The 19,563-nt window shown below is 52.2% G+C and carries 19 protein-coding genes; all 19 read right to left on the reverse strand.

Annotation, left to right across the window (positions count from 1 at the left end):
- Positions 1-3 precede the first annotated feature (3 nt).
- A complete protein-coding gene (gene mraY / locus LKD71_RS04410; protein ID WP_255632929.1) occupies positions 4-978 on the reverse strand; it encodes a phospho-N-acetylmuramoyl-pentapeptide-transferase in 975 nt (324 codons plus the stop codon).
- Positions 979-1,083: 105 nt separating this feature from the next.
- Positions 1,084-2,838 (reverse strand): peptidoglycan D,D-transpeptidase FtsI family protein, encoded by a 1,755-nt coding sequence (locus tag LKD71_RS04415; RefSeq protein ID WP_227614517.1) that lies wholly within the window; start codon positions 2,836-2,838, stop codon positions 1,084-1,086.
- A gap of 63 nt (positions 2,839-2,901) precedes the next feature.
- Positions 2,902-5,016, reverse strand: coding sequence for a peptidoglycan D,D-transpeptidase FtsI family protein (locus tag LKD71_RS04420; RefSeq protein WP_227614519.1), 2,115 nt, complete (start codon positions 5,014-5,016; stop codon positions 2,902-2,904).
- Between the two features lie 16 nt (positions 5,017-5,032).
- Positions 5,033-5,581 carry a hypothetical protein gene (locus LKD71_RS04425; protein WP_227614521.1) on the reverse strand — a complete coding sequence of 183 codons (549 nt, stop codon included), beginning with the start codon at positions 5,579-5,581 and terminating at the stop codon, positions 5,033-5,035.
- Between the two features lie 38 nt (positions 5,582-5,619).
- The gene (rsmH, locus tag LKD71_RS04430; protein ID WP_178046270.1) at positions 5,620-6,564 is read right to left on the reverse strand and encodes a 16S rRNA (cytosine(1402)-N(4))-methyltransferase RsmH; all 945 of its coding nucleotides are present in this window, start codon (positions 6,562-6,564) and stop codon (positions 5,620-5,622) included.
- Between the two features lie 15 nt (positions 6,565-6,579).
- On the reverse strand, positions 6,580-7,017 hold the full coding sequence (gene mraZ, locus LKD71_RS04435; protein ID WP_178046269.1) for a division/cell wall cluster transcriptional repressor MraZ: 438 nt from the start codon (positions 7,015-7,017) through the stop codon (positions 6,580-6,582).
- 269 nt (positions 7,018-7,286) lie between these two features.
- Positions 7,287-7,439, reverse strand: coding sequence for a Spo0E family sporulation regulatory protein-aspartic acid phosphatase (locus tag LKD71_RS04440; RefSeq protein ID WP_178046268.1), 153 nt, complete (start codon positions 7,437-7,439; stop codon positions 7,287-7,289).
- Positions 7,405-8,313: a prolipoprotein diacylglyceryl transferase gene (gene lgt, locus LKD71_RS04445; protein ID WP_227614522.1), complete on the reverse strand. Its 909-nt coding sequence runs from the start codon at positions 8,311-8,313 to the stop codon at positions 7,405-7,407. Before lgt ends, LKD71_RS04440 begins: the two co-directional genes overlap by 35 nt.
- A gap of 16 nt (positions 8,314-8,329) precedes the next feature.
- Positions 8,330-9,427 (reverse strand): redox-regulated ATPase YchF, encoded by a 1,098-nt coding sequence (ychF, locus tag LKD71_RS04450; protein ID WP_178046266.1) that lies wholly within the window; start codon positions 9,425-9,427, stop codon positions 8,330-8,332.
- Between the two features lie 147 nt (positions 9,428-9,574).
- Positions 9,575-10,225: a thiamine diphosphokinase gene (locus tag LKD71_RS04455; protein ID WP_227614523.1), complete on the reverse strand. Its 651-nt coding sequence runs from the start codon at positions 10,223-10,225 to the stop codon at positions 9,575-9,577.
- Positions 10,222-10,890 (reverse strand): ribulose-phosphate 3-epimerase, encoded by a 669-nt coding sequence (gene rpe, locus LKD71_RS04460; RefSeq protein WP_227614524.1) that lies wholly within the window; start codon positions 10,888-10,890, stop codon positions 10,222-10,224. Before rpe ends, LKD71_RS04455 begins: the two co-directional genes overlap by 4 nt.
- Position 10,891: 1 nt before the next feature.
- Positions 10,892-11,773, reverse strand: coding sequence for a ribosome small subunit-dependent GTPase A (gene rsgA, locus LKD71_RS04465; protein WP_178046263.1), 882 nt, complete (start codon positions 11,771-11,773; stop codon positions 10,892-10,894).
- A gap of 179 nt (positions 11,774-11,952) precedes the next feature.
- Entirely contained in the window at positions 11,953-14,277 is a 2,325-nt protein-coding gene (gene pknB, locus LKD71_RS04470) for a Stk1 family PASTA domain-containing Ser/Thr kinase (RefSeq protein WP_227614525.1), read from the reverse strand.
- Positions 14,271-15,014, reverse strand: coding sequence for a Stp1/IreP family PP2C-type Ser/Thr phosphatase (locus tag LKD71_RS04475; protein ID WP_178046706.1), 744 nt, complete (start codon positions 15,012-15,014; stop codon positions 14,271-14,273). Before LKD71_RS04475 ends, pknB begins: the two co-directional genes overlap by 7 nt.
- Positions 15,011-16,066, reverse strand: coding sequence for a 23S rRNA (adenine(2503)-C(2))-methyltransferase RlmN (rlmN, locus tag LKD71_RS04480; protein ID WP_178046708.1), 1,056 nt, complete (start codon positions 16,064-16,066; stop codon positions 15,011-15,013). Before rlmN ends, LKD71_RS04475 begins: the two co-directional genes overlap by 4 nt.
- The gene (gene rsmB, locus LKD71_RS04485; RefSeq protein ID WP_227614526.1) at positions 16,066-17,424 is read right to left on the reverse strand and encodes a 16S rRNA (cytosine(967)-C(5))-methyltransferase RsmB; all 1,359 of its coding nucleotides are present in this window, start codon (positions 17,422-17,424) and stop codon (positions 16,066-16,068) included. Before rsmB ends, rlmN begins: the two co-directional genes overlap by 1 nt.
- Positions 17,417-18,139 (reverse strand): zinc metallopeptidase, encoded by a 723-nt coding sequence (locus LKD71_RS04490; protein ID WP_178046704.1) that lies wholly within the window; start codon positions 18,137-18,139, stop codon positions 17,417-17,419. Before LKD71_RS04490 ends, rsmB begins: the two co-directional genes overlap by 8 nt.
- A complete protein-coding gene (gene fmt / locus LKD71_RS04495; RefSeq protein ID WP_227614527.1) occupies positions 18,130-19,062 on the reverse strand; it encodes a methionyl-tRNA formyltransferase in 933 nt (310 codons plus the stop codon). The genes LKD71_RS04490 and fmt overlap by 10 nt, the downstream gene beginning before the upstream one ends.
- Positions 19,059-19,550 carry a peptide deformylase gene (gene def, locus LKD71_RS04500; RefSeq protein WP_178046702.1) on the reverse strand — a complete coding sequence of 164 codons (492 nt, stop codon included), beginning with the start codon at positions 19,548-19,550 and terminating at the stop codon, positions 19,059-19,061. The genes fmt and def overlap by 4 nt, the downstream gene beginning before the upstream one ends.
- Positions 19,551-19,563 lie beyond the last annotated feature (13 nt).

Here is a 19,563-nt window from a genome sequence, read left to right on the forward strand (position 1 = left end):
AGTTTATCGAATAAGCAGAAGCCCTGCGATGCAGAGCAGCATGGTAACAGTGGAAAATACGGCAACGATCCTTGTCTCGGACCAGCCGCAAAGCTCAAAATGATGGTGAATAGGCGCCATCTTGAAGAAACGTTTTCCTCCGGTCTTCTTGAAATAAGTGACCTGAATGATAACGGAAAGAACCTCGATGAGGTAAATCAGACCCACCACCAGAATGATCCAGGGCATACGGAGCATATAGGCAGAACCTGCCACGAAACCGCCCAGTGCCAGAGAACCTGTGTCACCCATAAATACCTGGGCCGGATGCACATTAAAGAGCAGGAAGCCCAAAAGTGCGCCTGCCACAGCTGCGGTCACAGGCTCGATGCCGCCGCCCAGCGCCAGGGAAGCGATCGTGAAGAAAACAGCTACCACAGCTGTCACGCTGGAAGCCAGGCCGTCCAGACCGTCGGTAAAGTTGACACCGTTGTCGGTACCCAGAATCGCGAAATAGGCCAGCGGAACCGTGATCCATTTGATATCCAGCACATAGTCCGTGAAAGGAAGGACCATCGCCAGACCGCTTTCATCCTTAAAAATCAGATAAACCACAAAAACAGTGGTCACTGCCAGCTGACAGAACAGCTTCTGTTTGGGAAGAAGTCCGTCGGAACGCTTCAGCACCACTTTCAGATAGTCATCCAGAAAACCGATGATTCCAAAGCCCAGGGTCAGAAACAGAACCGGAATGATCCGGGGATAACGGCCCACAAAAAACAGGCAGGTCACCAGGACGCTGATAAGAATGATCGTTCCACCCATTGTGGGGGTTCCCGCTTTCTTCAGATGGGACTGAACGCCCTCGACTCTCTCTGTCTGTCCGACCTTGAGTCTCCGAAGGAAGGGAATGACGAAAGGACTTAACGCCACGCTGATCGCAAACGCAACGAGCAGCGGGATCATCACGGATTGAATGATTTCTGTACTTATAACCATTTTGCACCTCTTTGTTATTTAATTCTATTTGGAGCTACAGCCCAATTCTGCTTAGCTCCGAATAGTTACAGTATAATTCTTTTTTCTCCATTACGCAAGGTTTTCTTACCCCGCCTCTGTTTCCGTACTGACCGTTTCCGTTCGTTCCACTCCAAGATAAGGGAGAATATTTGCAAAAATATCCCGGATCACCGGGGCGGCCACGGTGCCTCCATAGTAGACGCCCTGGGGATTGTGGATCACACAGATTCCCAGAACCGTGGGATTTTCCGCCGGAGTAAAGCCTAAAAAAGACGAAATATAGCGATGGGCGCTTCTCGGGATCGTCTCCGAAGTGGCGGTCTTTCCGCCGATGGAATACCCCTCAATGGCCGCATTTTTCCCCGAACCGGCGCTCACCACCTCCTTTAAAATCCCCCGCACGGTTTCCGAAGTCTCCTCCGAAAGAATCCGCTCCCCCAAGGGGTATTCGAGCACTTTTAAGAGGGCTCCGTCCCGGTCCCGTACCTGGATGCCGAAATGCGGCGTAACTCTTCTGCCGCCGTTGATGAGGGAACTCACCGTGGCCGCCAGCTGCACCGGCGTCACCTGGAACGACTGGCCGAAGGAAACCGTCGCCAGCTCCACGAGCCCCATGTTTTCCTTTTTATGCATGATCGTTCCGGCCTCTCCCGGAAGGTCAATGCCCGTCTTTTTCAGGAGGCCAAACTGCTGAAAATACCGGTAATAGGCATCGATGCCCAGCCTTAAACCCACCGTGATAAAAACCGGGTTGCAGGAGTTCATGGCCCCGTGGACGAAATCCTCGCTCCCGTGACCTCCCACCTTATGACAGCGGATCCTCCGGTCCTCCACGATGCAGTAGCCAGGACAGTAAAACGAATCCGAAGGATGTACCACGCCCTCTTCCAGCCCCGCGGACATCGTGATGATCTTAAAAACCGACCCGGGCTCGTAGGTATCGTTGATGCAGCCGTTCCGCCACATCTGGTTTCTGGCATCCTGGATCTCCTGCTCCGACAGCCCCGAGGTATCCATTTCCCCGAGATCAAAGGGATGGTTAAGATCAAACTCCGGCACATTGACACAGGCGTAAATCTCCCCGTTCCGGGGATTCATCAGGAGAATCGAAACCTTTTCCGCCTGTTTCTCCTCCATGACTTTCAGGGCCGCCTGCTCCGCGTACTCCTGGATATTCCGGTCCAGGCTGATGATGAGATTCTTCCCCGGAACAGCCTCCTGCCGCGACTCACCGGCATCAGAGAGCTCCACGCCCCTGGCGTCGGTGAGGGTCAGAATCTTTCCGTTGGTTCCTTTTAAGACCTCCTCGTACTCCGCCTCCAGACCGATGATGCCTTGGTTATCGCTTCCCGTAAAGCCCAGGACCCGGGAAGCCAGCGTCCCGTATGGATAATAGCGCTTGAAATCTTCATCCACCTTCACCCCGGGCAGATTGTATTCCCGGATCTTATCTCCCGTCTCCTTCGGCACGTTGGTGCGGATGCGCTCCAGGGCGCTGACCTTTTCCACCCGTTTTCGCACCTGCTCCCCGGGAAGTTCCAGTTCCTCTGTGAGAACATGTATCACTTCCTCCTTATCTTTCAGCTGATTGTGGACCACAGAAACCGTACAGACCGGCTGATTGTCCGCCAGCACCGTGCCGTTGACATCCAGAATCCGCCCTCTGGCCGCCTTGATATCCCGTTCCCGCTCGTGAAGGTCCGTAGCCTTTTTGTGGTAATATTCTGACTGAAAAAGCATGAGATAGCCCAGACGCCCCACCAGTCCCACCAGCATGGCCGCGCAGAGGAGAAAGACCAGAAGGATCTTTTTCTTGTGAAAAATCTTCAGCGTGGACATAGAAAAACCTCCGGAAAAGCTTTCTATTATGTATAGTCGCTTTTCCGAAGGTCTATGTGTTTTTTATTCTGCCGCGAGATCTTCTCTCGTGATGCCGGCGTTGTCCGGCAGGCCTTCCTGCTGCTCCTCGTCAGTCTTTTCCGCAGGAGGATTGGAAATGTTGGGGTTGTCTGCCACCTGACTGTCGGCACTCTGGATGACGTTTCCATTCTCATCCGTTTCCGGTGTCTCGGTCTCGGTGATTCGTCCGGCCTCCGCCTCCTCCCGGGTGATGCCGTGTTCTGCCAGCTCCTCGTCGGTGTACTCCTCGGTAGCGGGAATGTTGAGATACGGCAGAATCTCCATCAGGATCTTTCGGGACATGATGTGGGGATAGCCGCCCTGGGTCTGATCCTCCACGTTGGGCTCATCCACTACGGAATAAACCACCACTTCCGGATCGTCGATGGGGGCTGCACCGATAAAGGAAACGATGTATCGTCCTGACCAGCGCTGTCCGGTTTCCGGATTGATTTTCTCCGCAGTACCTGTCTTACCTCCGATACGGTAGCCCGGAACCCAGGCTTTCTTTCCGGTTCCGTAAAGGACACCCATCTCAAGGGCTTCCTGAAGAACCTTGGAGGTTGACTCGGAAATCGGCTGGCGAAGAAGAATCGGATCGTTGGTTTTCACCACGCCACCCTGATCGTTGATGATCTGCTTCACCATATGGGGCTGATAGTAATAACCACCGTTGACTACCGCACTGAAAGCGGCAATCTCCTGGATCATCGTACTGGTAAAACCCTGACCAAAAGTATTGGTGGCCAGTTCTACCTCGTGCATGTTCTCCGTCGTATAGAGGCTTCCGATATTCTCATTGGGAAGATCGATGCCTGTCCGGCTTCCGAAGTTGAAAAGCCGCTGGTATTTACAGAATTTCTCCACACCCAGACGATAACCGATCTGCATCAGGGCATCGTTGCAGGAGTTCTGAATGGCCTCCCGTACGGTCTCCATGCCATGACCATTGATATTATCGCAGTTGATCCGGGTATCAGTGATAAACTCATAACCATCACAGTAAAACGTGTCATCCGGATTGATGGAACCGGTCTCAAGGGCCGCGGATACGGTAATCGGTTTGAAGGTAGAACCAAGCTCAAAGGCGTAGGAAACGCAGAAGTTACTCCACATATCGTTGTAAACCACTGCCTGCTCCTCTTCGCTCAAAGCATCCACCTCATCCTGATCGTACCAGGAACTCACATTGTAGGGATCGGAAAGGTCATAGCCGTGGTTCGTGGCCATGGCATAGATCTCGCCGGTCTTCGGATTCATGACGATGACCGCGATATTCTTGGCTCCGTGGCCGTTCAGCTCCTGGTTGGAGCCGTCGCTGAGTTCTTCATCCAGCTGCTTGATGTATTTCTCCACGATCTGCTGGATATTGACATCCAGCGTGGAAACCAGACTGTAACCGTTCTCCGGCTCAATGACGGTCCGCTGCAACTCGGAATCCTCGTTGAGGTAGCCGAACTCCCGGCCGTTCACGCCATTGAGAACATCGGTATAGTAGGATTCCAGCCCCACAATACCGTCGCTTAAGTCATTGGAGAAGCCCACCACGGTACTGGCCAGAGATTTCATCGGATATTCCCGGACATAACTCTCTTCAAACCAGATGCCCTTGACATTATTTCTCTGGTTGATCTCCTCTTTCGTGAGATTCTCATCCGAGGTGGAAATGGAAGCCTCATAGGCGTCCTTCTCTTCCTGGGTGACTTTTTTCTTCAGAACCTGGTACTGGCTGTTCTTTGTGTCCTCCGCTGTGATAAGGCTTCGTAGCTTCACCGCATCGAGGCCGAAGGAGGAGGCCAGAGCCTGTACCGTCGGCTCCAGATAGGCTTCTTTCTCGTTGACCGCCTTGCAATCCAGGATCACGGTGTAAACCTTTTCGCTCCGGGCCAGAACATTGCCGTTCCGGTCCTGGATCTCGCCCCGCCGGTAAGGAATCGTCCGGCTGTCGTACTCCTTCTGGGAGAGCACCTGCTTGGCATATTTATCGCCGCTCTTGATGTTGATATAGGCAATTTTTAAATTTAATATCACTAAAACCAACAAAACAAATGCAAAAACGCCCAGGAGCTTTTTTTGCATTTGTTTATCAAATTTCTGCTTTCTTCTTCTTTTTTTCAATCAAACCACCTGTGTACTATTCCTTCGGTACTTCCTCGTACTGACGGACATAGTCTTTGTCCTGCTTTTCATAAGTAACGATCTGATCCTGATTGGCATATACCATACCCAGCTCATTGATCGCAATGTCACGGATCTTATCCAGGTCCACAGAAGAAACGGCCTTGGAATAAGCCGCATCGTTGGACAGCTTCAGATCGCTGTAGGAACTCTCCATGCGGGAAATCTGTTTTCTGGATTCCGTCACCTGAGCCTGCAACTTCAGATAATTGACACAGATAAACAGACAGGCTACGGCTACGATACTTAAGAAGGTCACATATCCCTTATTCATCTGAAAAGCTCTTGCTCTGGCCCTGCGTCTGGCGACGGCCTTCTGCCGGGTCTTCGGACGACTCTGGCTGGTCTTGCGCTTCGGTGTCTGCTGTCTCTTCTCAGGTGCATGATGCCGCCCGGGCATCTCCTCCGGCACTGCCTGCTCATACTGTGAAAGTTTTCTCACGGCGGTACCTTCGATATAAGCTCCGCTGTTCAATTTTTTGCGAGTGTTCATCTGGCTCCCCATGATAACTCCCCTTTCACCCGGTCATTACCTCCGCTGGCTCAGAGAATGATCTTCCGTTCAAAAACTCTGAGCTTGGAACTCTTGGAACGTTTGTTTTCCAGAAGCTCCTCCTCACTCGGAACAATCGGTTTTCTAGTTATAACTTTTCCCTTTGATTTCCGTCCGCAGACGCAGACAGGAAACTCTTTGGGACAGATACAAGGATCTTCGTTTTCTTTAAAAATATTCTTAACGATCCGGTCCTCCAGAGAGTGGAAGGTGATCACTGCAATCCTGCCTCCGTCATCCAGAAGATCGATCATATCTCCAAGGGAATCTTTCAGCACATCCAGTTCCCTGTTCAGTTCGATCCGAATCGCCTGAAAGGTTCTTTTGGCCGGGTGTCCGCCTACGGCACGGACTTTCATCGGAATCGCCGCTTTTATCACTTGAATTAACTCCCCAGTTGTTTCCAATGGTTTTTCACTTCTCGCGCTGACGATGTGCTTCGCGATATTCTTCGCAAATTTGTCCTCTCCGTAATCACGGATGATCCGATACAGGTCACTCTCGCTGTAGCCATTGACGATATCTCTGGCCGTCATTTCCTGTCTCTGATCCATCCGCATATCCAGTGGGGCATCCTCCCGGTAAGTGAAACCGCGTTCCGCGTTATCCAGCTGATAGGATGAGACCCCCAGGTCCAAAAGAATTCCGTCCACTGCTGTAATGTGTAATTTTGTCAGTTCTGCCTTCATGTTGCAGTAATTGCTGCGAATGATGGTCACTTTATCCTTAAACTCCCCTAAGCGCGCCCGTGCAGCTTCTATGGCAGCTTCGTCCTGGTCGATCCCGATGAGCCGGCCTTTGTCCGAAAGCCTGCGGCAGATCTCGTATGAATGACCGCCGCCGCCCAGTGTACCATCAACGTAGATACCGTCCGGTCGGATGTTCAGTGACTCCATGCACTCACTGAGCAGTACAGATTGATGTTTAAATTCCATATTGTCCTCCCCTGACTATATGCCAAAACCTAAATCTGTCATCTGTTCGGCGATCTCGTCCATTGCCACATCGTCCAGGGAATTGTTTTCATTCCACTTTTCTTTGCTCCAGATCTCGATTCTGTTCAGCATACCGGTCAGCACTACATCTTTTTCCAGACCTGCAAATTCTCTTAACGTCGCCGGTAAGAGGATTCTCCCCTGCTTGTCCAGTTCACAGGGCGTCGCACCCGCCACAAAAAAGCGTGCAAACTGCCTGGCGTTCTTATTGGTAAGTGGTAATGATTTCAGTTTGATCTCAAAGGCCTTCCATTCCTCATCAGAGAACACAAACAAGCAGCCGTCCAGTCCCTTCGTGACAACGAATGTCTCTCCGAGTTCCTCGCGGAACTTGGAAGGGATGATCAGCCTGCCCTTGGTATCAATCGTATGACTGTATTCTCCCATGAACATGGTGGCCACCTACTTTCTAACGACACAGATTACGTCCACATCTGCGCCCTGTGGAAAAACGCTATCCTGTGAGCCACATGCCACACTTTCCAACCACTTTCCTCCACTTTCTACCACTTATGGGTTAATAATAGCTCATTTCTCCCTAAAAAGCAATGGGAAATTCGGATTATTTTTGTCTTTTCCTCAATACTGCCGTACGGGATTTTATATTGAATATAAAATATCCCCCCATTTTTGTGGGGGGATATTTACGGTTTCTTCTCTTTTCAGGCACTCTGCCGGTCCAGATATTCCTCGACCAACCGGTCCAGTACGAGACTCTGGCGGTAAGTCGCCTCCAGATCGTCGCCCAGGGCCAGGCGGTTTAGTTTTTCTCTTTCTTCCTCAATGCGTTCCTTTAATGTTTCCATCTGATTCATAGCGTCTGTTTTCTCCTTTCGGTGTATCTCCTCTTCTTCTCAAAAGCACGATTAAAAGTATAGAAATGACAACCATCACACCGGCCAGCAGCTGTGATACGGGCCAGTGTACCACGGGAAGCAGAAGCTGATCGGTACGGAGTCCTTCAATCCAGGCTCTGCCGAGGCCATAACCTCCCAGATAACACAAGAACACTTCGCCATTAAATTTCCGGCGCTTTATCTTATAAAGTAAAAAAATGAGTACGCCTACATTCCACAGAGATTCGTAAAGGAACGTGGGATGCACCTGGATGAACTGCACTCCTCCGATGACCTGAAGGTGCGCCATCATCTGATCCGTCACCTCGCCGGAACGGACAGCGTCCAGCGGGAGCTGCATAGCCAGGAGATTATCGGTATAGCCTCCGAAGGCCTCCCGGTTGAAAAAATTCCCCCAGCGGCCGATGATCTGGCCGAGAACGATGCCGCAGCTCGCGGTATCTCCCAGAAGTCCGAAGGGAATCTTCTTTTTCCGGTTGAAATAGACCATCGTGAGGATCGCTCCGATGACGCCTCCGTAGATCGCCAGCCCTCCCCCCCGGGTGTTCAGGATGCTTAAGAGATCATCCTTATACTGATCCCAGGAGAAGATCACATAGTAGAGCCGGGCGCAGATGACAGAAACAATGATACCGGCAATCGCCATATCAAAATAGTCATCCGGGTTCTGGCCTGTGATCTTCGCCACATGGAGCGCCAGAAAAATCCCGGCCAGCATGGCGACGGCAATGGTCACGCCGTAATAAGCGATCTCAATGCCGAAGACGGAAAAGCTCTTTCCCACATGATCGAGGTAGATGCCCAGGTGTGGAAAATTGATCGCTTCACTCATAAAAGGCTTCCTTTCATCAAACGTTGAAGCGGAATAGAATGACGTCTCCGTCCTGCACTACATAATCCTTTCCTTCCAGGCGAACCAGACCTTTTTCCTTGGCTGCCGCATAGGTCTTGGAATCCAGAAGCTCCTGATAATTGATGACCTCGGCACGAATGAATCCTCTCTCGAAATCGGAGTGAATCTTTCCTGCTGCCTGAGGTGCCTTGGTACCCTTCGTAATGGTCCAGGCTCTGGTTTCCTTCTCGCCTGCGGTGAGATAACTTAAAAGTCCAAGAAGGCTGTAGCTTGCGCGGATCAGTTTTTCGAGGCCGGACTCGGAAAGCCCCAAGTCCTCCAGGAACATGGACTTCTCATCGTCGTCCAACTCGGAAATCTCTTCCTCGATCTTGGCGCAAATCACGAAGACCTCGCTGCCAGATTTCTTCGCATACTCCCGAACCTCCTGAACGTACGGATTTTTCGCTCCGTCGTCTGCCAGATCATCCTCAGCCACGTTAGCGGCGAAAATCACTGGTTTGGCGGTCAGAAGGTTGTATGTGGGAATCCAGGCCAGCTCGTCCTCATCTTCGGTCTCGTAGGAGATAGCCAGGTTGCCATCCTCGAGATGAGCCTTCAGCTTGTTCAGAAGCTCCAGCTCCTTGGCAAGGGTCTTGTCATTTCTCGCTCCTCTGGTAGTCTTTGCAATTCTTCTCTCCAATATTTCAAGATCGGAGAAAATCAGCTCCAGATTGATCGTCTCGATGTCACGGACCGGATCAACGCTGCCGTCCACATGGATGACGTTGGGATCCTCAAAGCAGCGCACCACATGAACGATGGCGTCCACCTCACGGATGTTGGCCAGGAACTGGTTTCCCAGGCCTTCTCCTTTGGATGCACCCTTTACGAGACCGGCGATATCCACAAACTCAATGACGGCCGGCGTTACCTTCTCGGAATTGTAGAGGTCAGCCAGGAGCTTCAGTCTTTTATCCGGTACTGCCACAACGCCCACGTTCGGGTCGATGGTACAGAAGGGATAGTTGGCTGACTCCGCTCCTGCCTTGGTGAGAGAGTTAAAGAGAGTACTTTTTCCTACATTCGGTAATCCGACGATTCCTAACTTCATCTATTAAAACTTCCTTTCTTATTCTTATCTTTTGTTTTATGATTCAGGGCAAACACTTCTATACAAGTTTCCTGCTCATGAGACAGTTTAGCACAGGAACTGACAGAAATGCAAGCGCTTTGCGGGAGAAGTCTTCGACAGGATTCGTCAATCCTTCGATTCCATGACAAGAAGCATTCCCGACGAAAAGGAAATCTCCCCATTTTCCGCTGTTATCTCGTTGCTGACGCCGATGGGATTCTCCGGAGTCATGTCGTATTCTGTCAACGGATAAAAGAAACCCCGGAGGGTCAGGCCTGTCACCTGTCCGCCGAAGGCGAACAAAGAGACGTACTTGCCGTACTGTTCCGTTTTTCTGATCTTCATCGGCTGATCCGTGAGGCGGATCCGGTTGTGCTCATCGAGGAGAATACATTCCTTTCCCTGCTCGAGGGCCATGGCCAGAAGCTTGATATTTGCCACCACATGATCCAGTCGGGTGCCGGTGCCGCCAAGGATAAAAATCCGCTCTGCACCAAGCTCAATTGCAAGGTTCATCGCAATCTCTGTGTCCGTCAGATCCTTCACCGGATTGAATTTCCGGATCGGAATCTCCGGAAACCGCCTGAAATACTCCAGGGCGTCCCCGGAAGCCGAGTCGAAATCTCCCACGATATGGGTGGGGCGGATTCCTTTGTCCCTTAAAAAGCAGATCCCTCTGTCCGCTCCAATGAGGATCTCCGGCTCTTCTTTTCTCAAAAAAGCAAGGGCAAAGTCCGGATTCAGACTGCCCCCGCTGATAATAACGGCTGTTTTCATTTCTTTTCCTCGTAAGCCCTCATGGCTTCCAAAAATGCCCGGACATTGGCCGCCGCATCCCCTTTGAAGACGCTGCTGCCCGCCACGATGACATTGGCTCCCGCATCCAGGATCTCAGAGAGATTCTTTAAATTGATGCCGCCATCCACCTCAATATCCGTATCTTTTCCAGCTGCCGTCAGTTTTTCCCGAAGATCACGGATTTTTCCCGTCACCGCCGGAATGTAGGGCTGCCCGCCGAAGCCCGGGTTTACGGACATGAGGAGAATCATATCCGCCTCGTCGAGGACATAGTCCAGAACGGAAAGCGGGGTAGCGGGATTCAAAGCCACGCCGGCCTTTTTCCCAAGGGAACGGATATGTTGGAGGGTCCGGTGAAGATGGGTGCAGGCCTCTGCATGTACCGTGATGATATCGGCACCGCAGTCTGCGAACTCTGCGACGTAACGATCCGGCTCCTCCACCATCAGGTGAACGTCCAGAACCTTGTCTGTCATTTTCCGGAAAGCCCGGACCACGGGCATTCCGAAATTGATGCTCGGGACGAAGTTTCCGTCCATGATATCCACATGAATATAGGGAGTTCCCGCCTCGTCAATGGTGCGAATCTCCTCTCCCAGTCTGCTGTAATCGGAAGCCAGCATTGATGGTGATAAAAAGTACATCTCAGTATTTCCTCCTGTCCTTTAACTCTTCCAGCATTTCCAGATAGCTCTGATACCGTCTCTCACTGATCTTTCCCTCCGCAAGCGCTTCCTTAATGCCGCAGTCAGGCTCCTTGTCGTGAAGGCAGCCCTGGAAGCGGCAGAAGGGCTCAAAAGGAGTGAAATCTGGAAAATAATTCTGCAAGTCTTCTTTTTCCATCTCAGGAAGCATCAGGGAACTGAACCCCGGCGTATCCATAAGATAAGTGTCCTCTTCCACATAGAAAAGCTCGGAATGGCGGGTGGTATGTTTTCCGCGGTCGATCTTCCTGCTGATCTCCCCGGTCTCCATGGAGGCCTGGGGGCAGATCCGGTTGATGAGGGTGGATTTTCCCACGCCGGAGGGCCCGGCCACAGTCGTGGTCTTTCCTTTCAGGATCTCATGGACTGCTTCCATGCCTTTTTCCTGGCCGGCACTGACGAAAAGCACCTGGCTTTCACAGCCCGCGTAGATCCTTTGAAGCTCTTCCAGCTCTTCCTTTGTGGAAAGATCTTCCTTATTAAAACAGATCACGGTCTTCACCTTCTGGTATTCCATCATGACCAGAAAATGATCCAGAAGGTTGAAGTTGGGCTTCGGCCGGTTCACGGCGAAGATCACCAACGCCTGATCCACGTTGGCCACGGCCGGGCGGATCAGGGTATTTTTCCTGGGAAGGATCTCCATGAGATTTCCTGTCTTCTCTTTCTCATCCAGGATCTCAATGCCCACATCATCCCCCACCAGGGGCTTGATGCCGTTTTTCCGGAAGATTCCCTTAGCACGGCACTCGTAAATCACATTGTCACGGGTGTGCACATAGTAGAAGCCTCCGATTCCCTTGATAATCTTTCCTTTTTGCATAAAGTCTTCCTTAATATCATTAAATATAAGGATTGTTCCGTGCTTCGCACTCTCACAATCCTTCCCGGCATTCGCATATCGCGGAGCGTCCACCCCGCTTTTATGCTCATCCCGGGGCGTGTCCCAAGATCATATATACGCTTTTGTGCAAGCACAAGCGTATATATGACTTTGGTTCACTATTTAAAGGGCACGTTATTGTAGTCGTACTGATACTTCACCTCACCGGAACCCGGGTCCAGGATGTAGACGGTGATGGTTCCGCTGCTGTTGGACTCGCTGCTCCATTTCACGGAGTAGGGGAAGGTGATGACCTCGCCGTTCACCAGAGTCGTGGAACGGCCGTCCTGGGTGATGACCAGCTGTACGGGCTCACCCGCATAGACATCCGGAGCCTGGAGGCTCACGTTACAGGAGTACTCTGCGGTTGTGTTTCCTGCCTCTGTGGCGGCCTCGGAGGACGTGGTATTCGTCGTTCCGGAGCTGGTTCCGTTTCCGGATTCTGCCGGATCTCCGGCTCCCACGCTGACGGTCAGGGTGACGGTACTTCCCGCTGCCGGGGTTTCGTCGATCGGATTCTGACTGATAACTGTTCCTGCCGGGATATCAGCGCTGACCTGCTCGGTGATCTGTACCACATAACCGGCAGCCTCAAGGCCTGACTGGGCGTCGATGACACTCTGGCCAGTGTAGTTTTTAAGCGTCTGCGTGGTGGCGGAACTGGTATCTCCGTCCGCAGGCTGGCTCACCCAGAGTTCAATCGTATCTCCGGCTTTTACCGTACTTCCTGCCTCGGGGTTCGCGTAAATGACATGATTGCCTTCCACGTTGGGGTTCGTCGTATATTTCACATTGTATTTGATGCCAACCTTGTCGCAGGCACTCTGTACGTCGCTTAAGAGAAGACCTGCCACCTCAGGAACGGTGACATCGGTCACACCGCTGCTCACCACATAGTAAACCGTGGTATTTTTCTCCACAGAGGTTCCTTCTGTCGGGGTCTGGGAGATGATCTGGCCTGCCGCATAATCTGCAGAGGGCTGCTCACCGCTCTTCACGCCGCCGATGCTTAAGGCATTCAATGCCTCCAGAGCCTCTTTTTCAGTTTTTCCGGTCAGGGACGGTACGGTGGCAGGAGTGTTTGCCTCCTCCGTTACCTGCTGCAGGTTGTCGCTCTCAGTCTCGCTGCCTGTCTCGGTTTCCGTGGAGACCTCCGTCGTAGCCTGGTTGAGTTTCGTCTTGTTTCCCTTGAAGTTGAAAAGACCTGCCGCATTTCCCACCAGCGCCAGGAAAATGCAGAGGATAATCAGACCGATGATGATGCTTCCGATGGTCATAAATTTTTCCAGCTTCGGGCTGATGCCATCCTCATCCTCGTCCTCATCGGGATCGAAATAATTCTCCTGATAAGGATTTCTCTGGGGCGGGTAGGCGCTTCCCTGACCTGCCGGACGGCCGCCCTGGGGCGGATAAGCGTTTCCGTAGCCGCCGCCATAACCGGGATTTCCATTTCCCGGAGCTCCTGCCGTGGCCTTATGTACCGGCGGTATGTTAGGCACGCTGTTTCTCTGTGGACTGACCGGTGTCTCGCCGTAGCTCTGCTTGATCTTGTTCAGCTCATCTCCGGAGATCACCACGGTACGGGCGTTGTTATTAATCGTAGCCAGCTGGACAAAATCTCCCTCGGGGTTTACCAGGGATTCCTTGAGGTCCCGGATCAGCTCCGCCATATCGTTATAACGGCGGTCGGGACTCTTCTGGGTACATTTGTAAATGATCTGCACCGTGCTCTTTGGTAGATCCGGCACATATTTTCTCGGGGAGGGAAGCTCCTCCTGAAGATGTTTGATGGCAATCGCCACAGTGCTGTCCCCGTCAAAAGGCACGGTTCCTGTCAGCATCTCGTAAAGCGTGATGCCCAGGGAATAGATATCACTCTTATAGTCACTGTATCCGCCTCTGGCCTGCTCCGGTGAGCTGTAATGGACAGAACCCATGACGCTGGAATTGATCGTGTTGGAGCTGGCTGCTCTCGCGATTCCAAAGTCTGTGACTTTTACTTTTCCATCTGTGGAAATGATGATATTCTGAGGCTTCACATCCCGGTGAACGATGCCGTTCCGGTGGGCCGCCTCGAGCCCCATGGAGACCTGGATCGCGATGCTGGTGGCCTCGCGGACTGCAAGCCGTCCCTTCTTGTCAATGTATTCCTTCAGGGTGATGCCTTCCACCAGCTCCATGACAATGTAGCTGATGCCGTGATCCTCCCCGACATCGTACACATTGACGATGTTGGGATGGGCGAGTCCTGCCGCCGACTGGGCTTCCACCCGGAATTTGGAGATAAAAGCCTTATCTTCCCGGAACTCCTGCTTCAGCACCTTCACCGCCACAAAACGGTTCAGCTTGTGGTCTTTTGCCTTATAGACATCAGCCATTCCGCCGGAACCGATCCGTCCGATGATCTCATATCGTTCCTGTATAAACATTCCTTCTTTTAACATTCTTTCACCTCACCTGATAGTGGCTCCACCAGCACTACGGAGATGTTGTCTTTTCCTCCGTTCTGGTTTGCCGCTGTAATGAGTTTCCTGGCTCTTTCTTCCACATCTCCCCCACTTTTTACGATCGCGCAGATCTCGCTGTCCTCCAGCATATTGCTGAGGCCGTCGGAACAGAGCAGTATTTTATCGCCTTTCCGTACCCGCAGATCAAAGAAATCGATGTTGACTTCCCTTTCCACGCCCACGGCTCTTGTGATCACATTTTTGTTGGGATGTTTTCTCGCTTCCTCTTTCTTAAGCTTGCCGCTTCGTACCATCTCCTCCACCAGGGAATGATCCTTGGTGATCTGACGGATGTCGTCGCGGATCAGATAGAGACGGCTGTCTCCCACATTGGCCACATAGAGATAACGGCCTTCGATGACAGCCACTACCACGGTGGTCCCCATGCCAGCCAGATTTTCATCCTCCCGGGATTTCTCGTATACCCGGCGGTTGGCTTCCTCCACTGCAGTACGGATGATCTTGATGGGATTGGTCTCGCGGCTCTTGCGGACGCTCTCAATCAGTGTCCCTACCGTATCTCTCGACGCGGTGTCACCGGCTCTGTGGCCTCCCATTCCATCTGCAACCACAAAGAGGTTCGGAAGATTACCCACCGGTGTCTCAGAGGCGAACACAAAATCCTGATTCATGGACCTGTTCTGGCCTACATCAGTGATGCAAAACGCCTTCATATTTCTTCCTCTCCTTTGTTCTTCTCCATATAACTTCTTCGAAGCTGTCCACAGGCCCCATTAATATCCCGGCCCATTTCCCTTCTTATAGTAACATTTATTCCGTATTTTTCAAGTTTATTTTTGAATGCCTGGGTCACAGCGCTGGTCGGCTGAACAAAATCCCGCTCCTTGATGGGGTTTACCGGAATCAGGTTTACATGGCCGTTCAGCCCTTTCAAAAGCCCGGCCAGTTCCCTGGCATCTTCGGTGTGATCGTTGACGCCGCCCACAAGACTGTACTCAAATGTCAGTCTCCGTCCGGTTTTATCATGATAATACCGGCAGGCGTCCATGACCTCGGAAAGCTCATACTGCTTCGCAATAGGCATAAGTTTTTCCCTTTTCTCCTGGCTCGACGCGTGAAGAGAGAGCGCCAGCGTGATCTGAAGCTCCTCGTCGGCCAGCCGCCGGATGTTCGGTACAATGCCGCAGGTGGAAAGGGTGACGTTTCTCTGGCTGATATGTAGGCCGTTCTCGTCGGTAAGCAGCTCGATGAATTTCCGCACGTTGTCGTAATTGTCCAGCGGCTCTCCCGTTCCCATCAGAACCAGGTTGGAAACCCGCTCGCCGGAGATCTTCTGGATCTCATAGACCTCCTCCAGCATCTCCGATGCGGTCAGATCCCGCTTCTTTCCCCCGATCGTGGAGGCGCAGAAGCGGCAGCCCATACGACAGCCCACCTGGGAAGAAATGCACACGGAATTTCCATGGTGATATTTCATGAGAACGCTCTCGATCACGTTCCCGTCTTTCAGCTCAAAAAGATATTTCTGCGTGCCGTCGATCTCGGAAGTCAGGATCTCCACTGGCTTTAAGACTGTGTACTCCGTCTCCCCGGCCAGCTTTTCTCTTAAGCCTTTGGAAAGATTTGTCATCTCGTCAAAGCTTCCCGCGAGCTTCTGGTGCATCCACTGATAGAGCTGGCCGGCCCGGAAGGGCTTTTCCCCCCGTTCCTTGAACCAGGCCTTCAGTTCTTCCAGATTCAGCGATCTGATATCTGTTTTTTCCATCATTCTGATACCCTCTTTAATCTGGCCAGGAAAAAGCCGTCGCTCTCATGAATGCCCGGCAGGAGCTGTAGGTAGCCCGCCCGGGTGGTTTTTCCCTGTAATTCCTCTGGAAGGTAGGGATCGATGCTTTCCAGCTTGAAGGGATAATTATCCAGGAACCATTTGAGGTTGTACTGGTTCTCCTCCGCTCCGATCGTGCAGGTGCTGTAGACAAGCGTGCCTCCCACCTTCACATATTTCCAGACCGTATCCAGGATCTGGCGCTGGAGTTTCACGATATCTTCCTGTTTTTTCTCTGTCATTTTATAACGGATATCCGGCTTTCTGCCGATGACGCCAAGACCGGAGCAGGGAACGTCCGCCAGAAGGATATCTGCCTTCTCCTCGGAAGCCGGTAAGAATACCGTGGCATCCGCCACAACGGCGTTCATATTGATGAGAGCCGTCCGCTCGATGTTGTCCTGCATGAGTTTTACTTTGGACTCGGTAATATCCCGGGCCTCCACGAAACCGCTGCCCTCCAGCTTGTCCGCCAGATGAAGGGATTTTCCTCCGGGAGCGGCGCAGACGTCGATGCAGTAATCTCCCCATTTGGGAGCCGCCACCTCCGCCACCAGCATGGAGCTCACATCCTGTACCTGTATCCAGCCATTCCGGAAAGCATCCAGCGCTTTGAGGTAATTATAATCGAAAAGATTCAGTGCATAATCAAGGTACGGATGCTCCGTCACGGTAACGCCCTGGTTCCTCAGACTCTCCATGATATCCTTCTTGGAAGCCTTGTTGAGGTTGCAGCGCACCGTGGTCACATGATCTTTATGGATGCCCTTGCAGATGGTCTCCACGGTCTCAAAATCATAGAGGCGGAGCCAGCGGTTGAGAATCCATTCCGGCATGGAATAGGTGACGGAAAGATAGGGCACCGGCATCTCCTTCGGATCCGGATATTTTACCTTGTCCAGATTTCTTGCCACACTTCTTAAGACACCGTTCACGAAACCTTTCAGATTGAAAAAGCCCTTTCTCTGGGCCAGCTTCACGCCCTCGTTGCAGACGGCGGAATCCGGTACTGAATCCATATATTTCAGCTGATAAACCGACATCCGTAAAATATTGCGGATAGCAGGCTTCATACGGGAAACCTTCACGCTGGAAAACTGGGAGATGATATAGTCCATCTCGATGAGGTTTTCCAGGGTTCCTTCTGCCACTCTCGTGATGAAGGAGCGGTCTCTTTTTTCCAGATACTGGTATTTTTCCAGCACTTCGCGAAGAACGATATGGCTGTATTTGTCCTCCTCCAGAACCTCGTTCAGAACGGCGAGGACAATCTCTCTTGTATTGATCACATCAGTCACGGTCTCTTCTTCCTCCTGCCAGAATAATCAGTCTTAAAAGCTGTAAAACAGAAGCTGCCAGGCTTGCCACATAGGTCATGGCTGCTGCCCGCAGCACTTTTTTCGCCCCGTCGATCTCGGTGGAACCCAGCATGCCGGTGCTCTCCAGCACTTTGATGGCTCTCGCGGAAGCGTTGAACTCCACGGGAAGCGTCACCAGCTGGAAAAGGACAGCCAGGGTGAAAAGCACGATGCCGGCCATCACCAGCGGGCGAAGGGACATGATAAGGCCCAGAATAAATACCGGCCAGGCAGCCGTGGACCCAAAGTTTGCCAGCGGCACCAGCGTACTCCGGAGCACCAGCGGACCATACTGCTTCTGGTCCTGGATCGCATGGCCGCACTCATGAGCTGCCACGCAGACGGCAGCCACAGACCTTGAAGCATAGGTGCTGTCCGACAATCGCAGGACCTTGCTTCTCGGATCGTAATGGTCCGTCAGTTTTCCGGAAATGTGCTCGATGGACACATTATAAAGGCCGCAGCTGTCCAGCACTTTTCTCGCGGCCTCAGCCCCGGAAAGATTGGACATGCAGCGCACTTTAGAATATTTGTTGAAGGTACTGTTTACCACGCTGGAAGCCCAGAGCGACAACAGAAGTCCAATGACTACAAGGAAATACGTCGGATCAAAGTAAAAACCGTAACCGCCGTATCGATAAGCTGCTAACAGCATAAATTGGTTCCCTCCTCAATCGTGTAGCCGCGAAGAAAAGCTGCAGTGTCCATGCGTTTCTTTCCTTCCAGCTGAAGCTCGGTAATCTTTAATGCGTCTTTTCCGGTCTGGACGAGAAGTTCTCCTTTCCCTCCGGGAAGGACGGTGCCGGGAGCCTTTGTCTCATCTCCGGCCACTACCTCTGCCCGCCAGATTTTTAAAGTCTTGTCGTGAACATGGGTGTAGGCGCTGGGCCAGGGGTTTAAGCCCCGGATCAGCCGCTCGATGGAGACGGCATCCTTATTCCAGTCGATGGCTCCCATCTCCTTCGTGAGCATTTTCGCATAGGCCGTGGGGCTCTCGCCCTGTTTTTCCGGCGTTACCGTACCTTTTTCCAGGGCGGTAAGAGTCGCCAGAAGTAGTTCTGCCCCGGCGGCACTCAGTTTGTCGAAAAGGCTGCCTCCGGTCTCCTCTTTTTCCAGGGGAATAACTTTCTTAAGAAGCATATCTCCGGTGTCCAGGCCCTCATCCATCTGCATCGTCGTGATGCCGGACTCTTTTTCTCCGTCGATGACGGCCCACTGGATCGGCGCTGCTCCGCGGTATTTCGGAAGCAGGGAGCCGTGGACGTTGATGCAGCCGTACTTTGTCAGGTCCAGAATGGTCTTCGGGATGATCTGGCCAAAAGCCACCACCACGATGACATCGGCATTTAATTTACTTAATTCTTCTACCACTTCCGGCTCCCGCACCTTTTTCGGCTGAAGCACCGGAATGTTTTCCCGGAGAGCCACCTCTTTGACCGGCGTGGGCTGCATGGCCTTGCCTCTCCCTTTTGGTTTATCAGGCTGTGTAACGACAGCCACCACTTCATGCTCGGATTTCACGAGGGCTTCCAGAGTCCCTACCGCAAAGTCCGGCGTTCCCATAAAAATGACTCTCACTCCAGTTCCTCCTCTTCTTCCTCGATGGGCTCCACATCCATGAGTTCTCCTTCCACTTTGGAAACGTACATCAGACCGTCCAGATGGTCGCACTCGTGGCAGATTGCTCTTGCCAGAAGGCCGTCACCCTCCAGAACGAACTCTTCCATGTTTTCATCCAGGGCTTTCACCTTCACATGATCCGGACGGGTCACAATACCGGCTTTTCCCGGGAGGCTTAAACAGCCCTCCTGCCCGGTCTGGGAACCGGAGGTCTCGAGGATTTCCGGATTGATGAGCACATAGGGATCTTCCCCTGTAGTGTCGATGACCACGATCCGTTTCAGGATACCCACCTGGTTTGCTGCCAGACCTACGCCGCAGCCGTCGTACATCGTATCAAACATATCGTCGATGAGCTGCCGGGTCCGCGGGGTCATCTTTTTCACCGGTTTGCAGATCTTATCCAGCACTTCGTCACCCATAATTCTTATATTTCTGATTGCCATTTTCTTAATCCTC

It is taken from the genome of Fusicatenibacter faecihominis, from assembly GCF_020686945.1.
GTDB lineage: Bacteria > Bacillota > Clostridia > Lachnospirales > Lachnospiraceae > Limivivens > Limivivens faecihominis.

Coding starts and splice junctions, on each gene's coding strand:
- mraY (WP_255632929.1), bottom strand. CDS start 978: ATGGTTATAAGTACAGAAATCATTCAATCCGTGATGATCCCGCTGCTC.
- LKD71_RS04425 (WP_227614521.1), bottom strand. CDS start 5,581: ATGGGGAGCCAGATGAACACTCGCAAAAAATTGAACAGCGGAGCTTAT.
- LKD71_RS04490 (WP_178046704.1), bottom strand. CDS start 18,139: ATGCTGTTAGCAGCTTATCGATACGGCGGTTACGGTTTTTACTTTGAT.
- pknB (WP_227614525.1), bottom strand. CDS start 14,277: ATGTTAAAAGAAGGAATGTTTATACAGGAACGATATGAGATCATCGGA.
- rsmH (WP_178046270.1), bottom strand. CDS start 6,564: ATGGAATTTAAACATCAATCTGTACTGCTCAGTGAGTGCATGGAGTCA.
- rpe (WP_227614524.1), bottom strand. CDS start 10,890: ATGTACTTTTTATCACCATCAATGCTGGCTTCCGATTACAGCAGACTG.
- rsgA (WP_178046263.1), bottom strand. CDS start 11,773: ATGCAAAAAGGAAAGATTATCAAGGGAATCGGAGGCTTCTACTATGTG.
- rlmN (WP_178046708.1), bottom strand. CDS start 16,066: ATGGAAAAAACAGATATCAGATCGCTGAATCTGGAAGAACTGAAGGCC.
- mraZ (WP_178046269.1), bottom strand. CDS start 7,017: ATGTTCATGGGAGAATACAGTCATACGATTGATACCAAGGGCAGGCTG.
- lgt (WP_227614522.1), bottom strand. CDS start 8,313: ATGAGTGAAGCGATCAATTTTCCACACCTGGGCATCTACCTCGATCAT.
- ychF (WP_178046266.1), bottom strand. CDS start 9,427: ATGAAGTTAGGAATCGTCGGATTACCGAATGTAGGAAAAAGTACTCTC.
- def (WP_178046702.1), bottom strand. CDS start 19,550: ATGGCAATCAGAAATATAAGAATTATGGGTGACGAAGTGCTGGATAAG.
- LKD71_RS04455 (WP_227614523.1), bottom strand. CDS start 10,225: ATGAAAACAGCCGTTATTATCAGCGGGGGCAGTCTGAATCCGGACTTT.
- LKD71_RS04475 (WP_178046706.1), bottom strand. CDS start 15,014: ATGAAGGCGTTTTGCATCACTGATGTAGGCCAGAACAGGTCCATGAAT.
- LKD71_RS04415 (WP_227614517.1), bottom strand. CDS start 2,838: ATGTCCACGCTGAAGATTTTTCACAAGAAAAAGATCCTTCTGGTCTTT.
- LKD71_RS04440 (WP_178046268.1), bottom strand. CDS start 7,439: ATGAATCAGATGGAAACATTAAAGGAACGCATTGAGGAAGAAAGAGAA.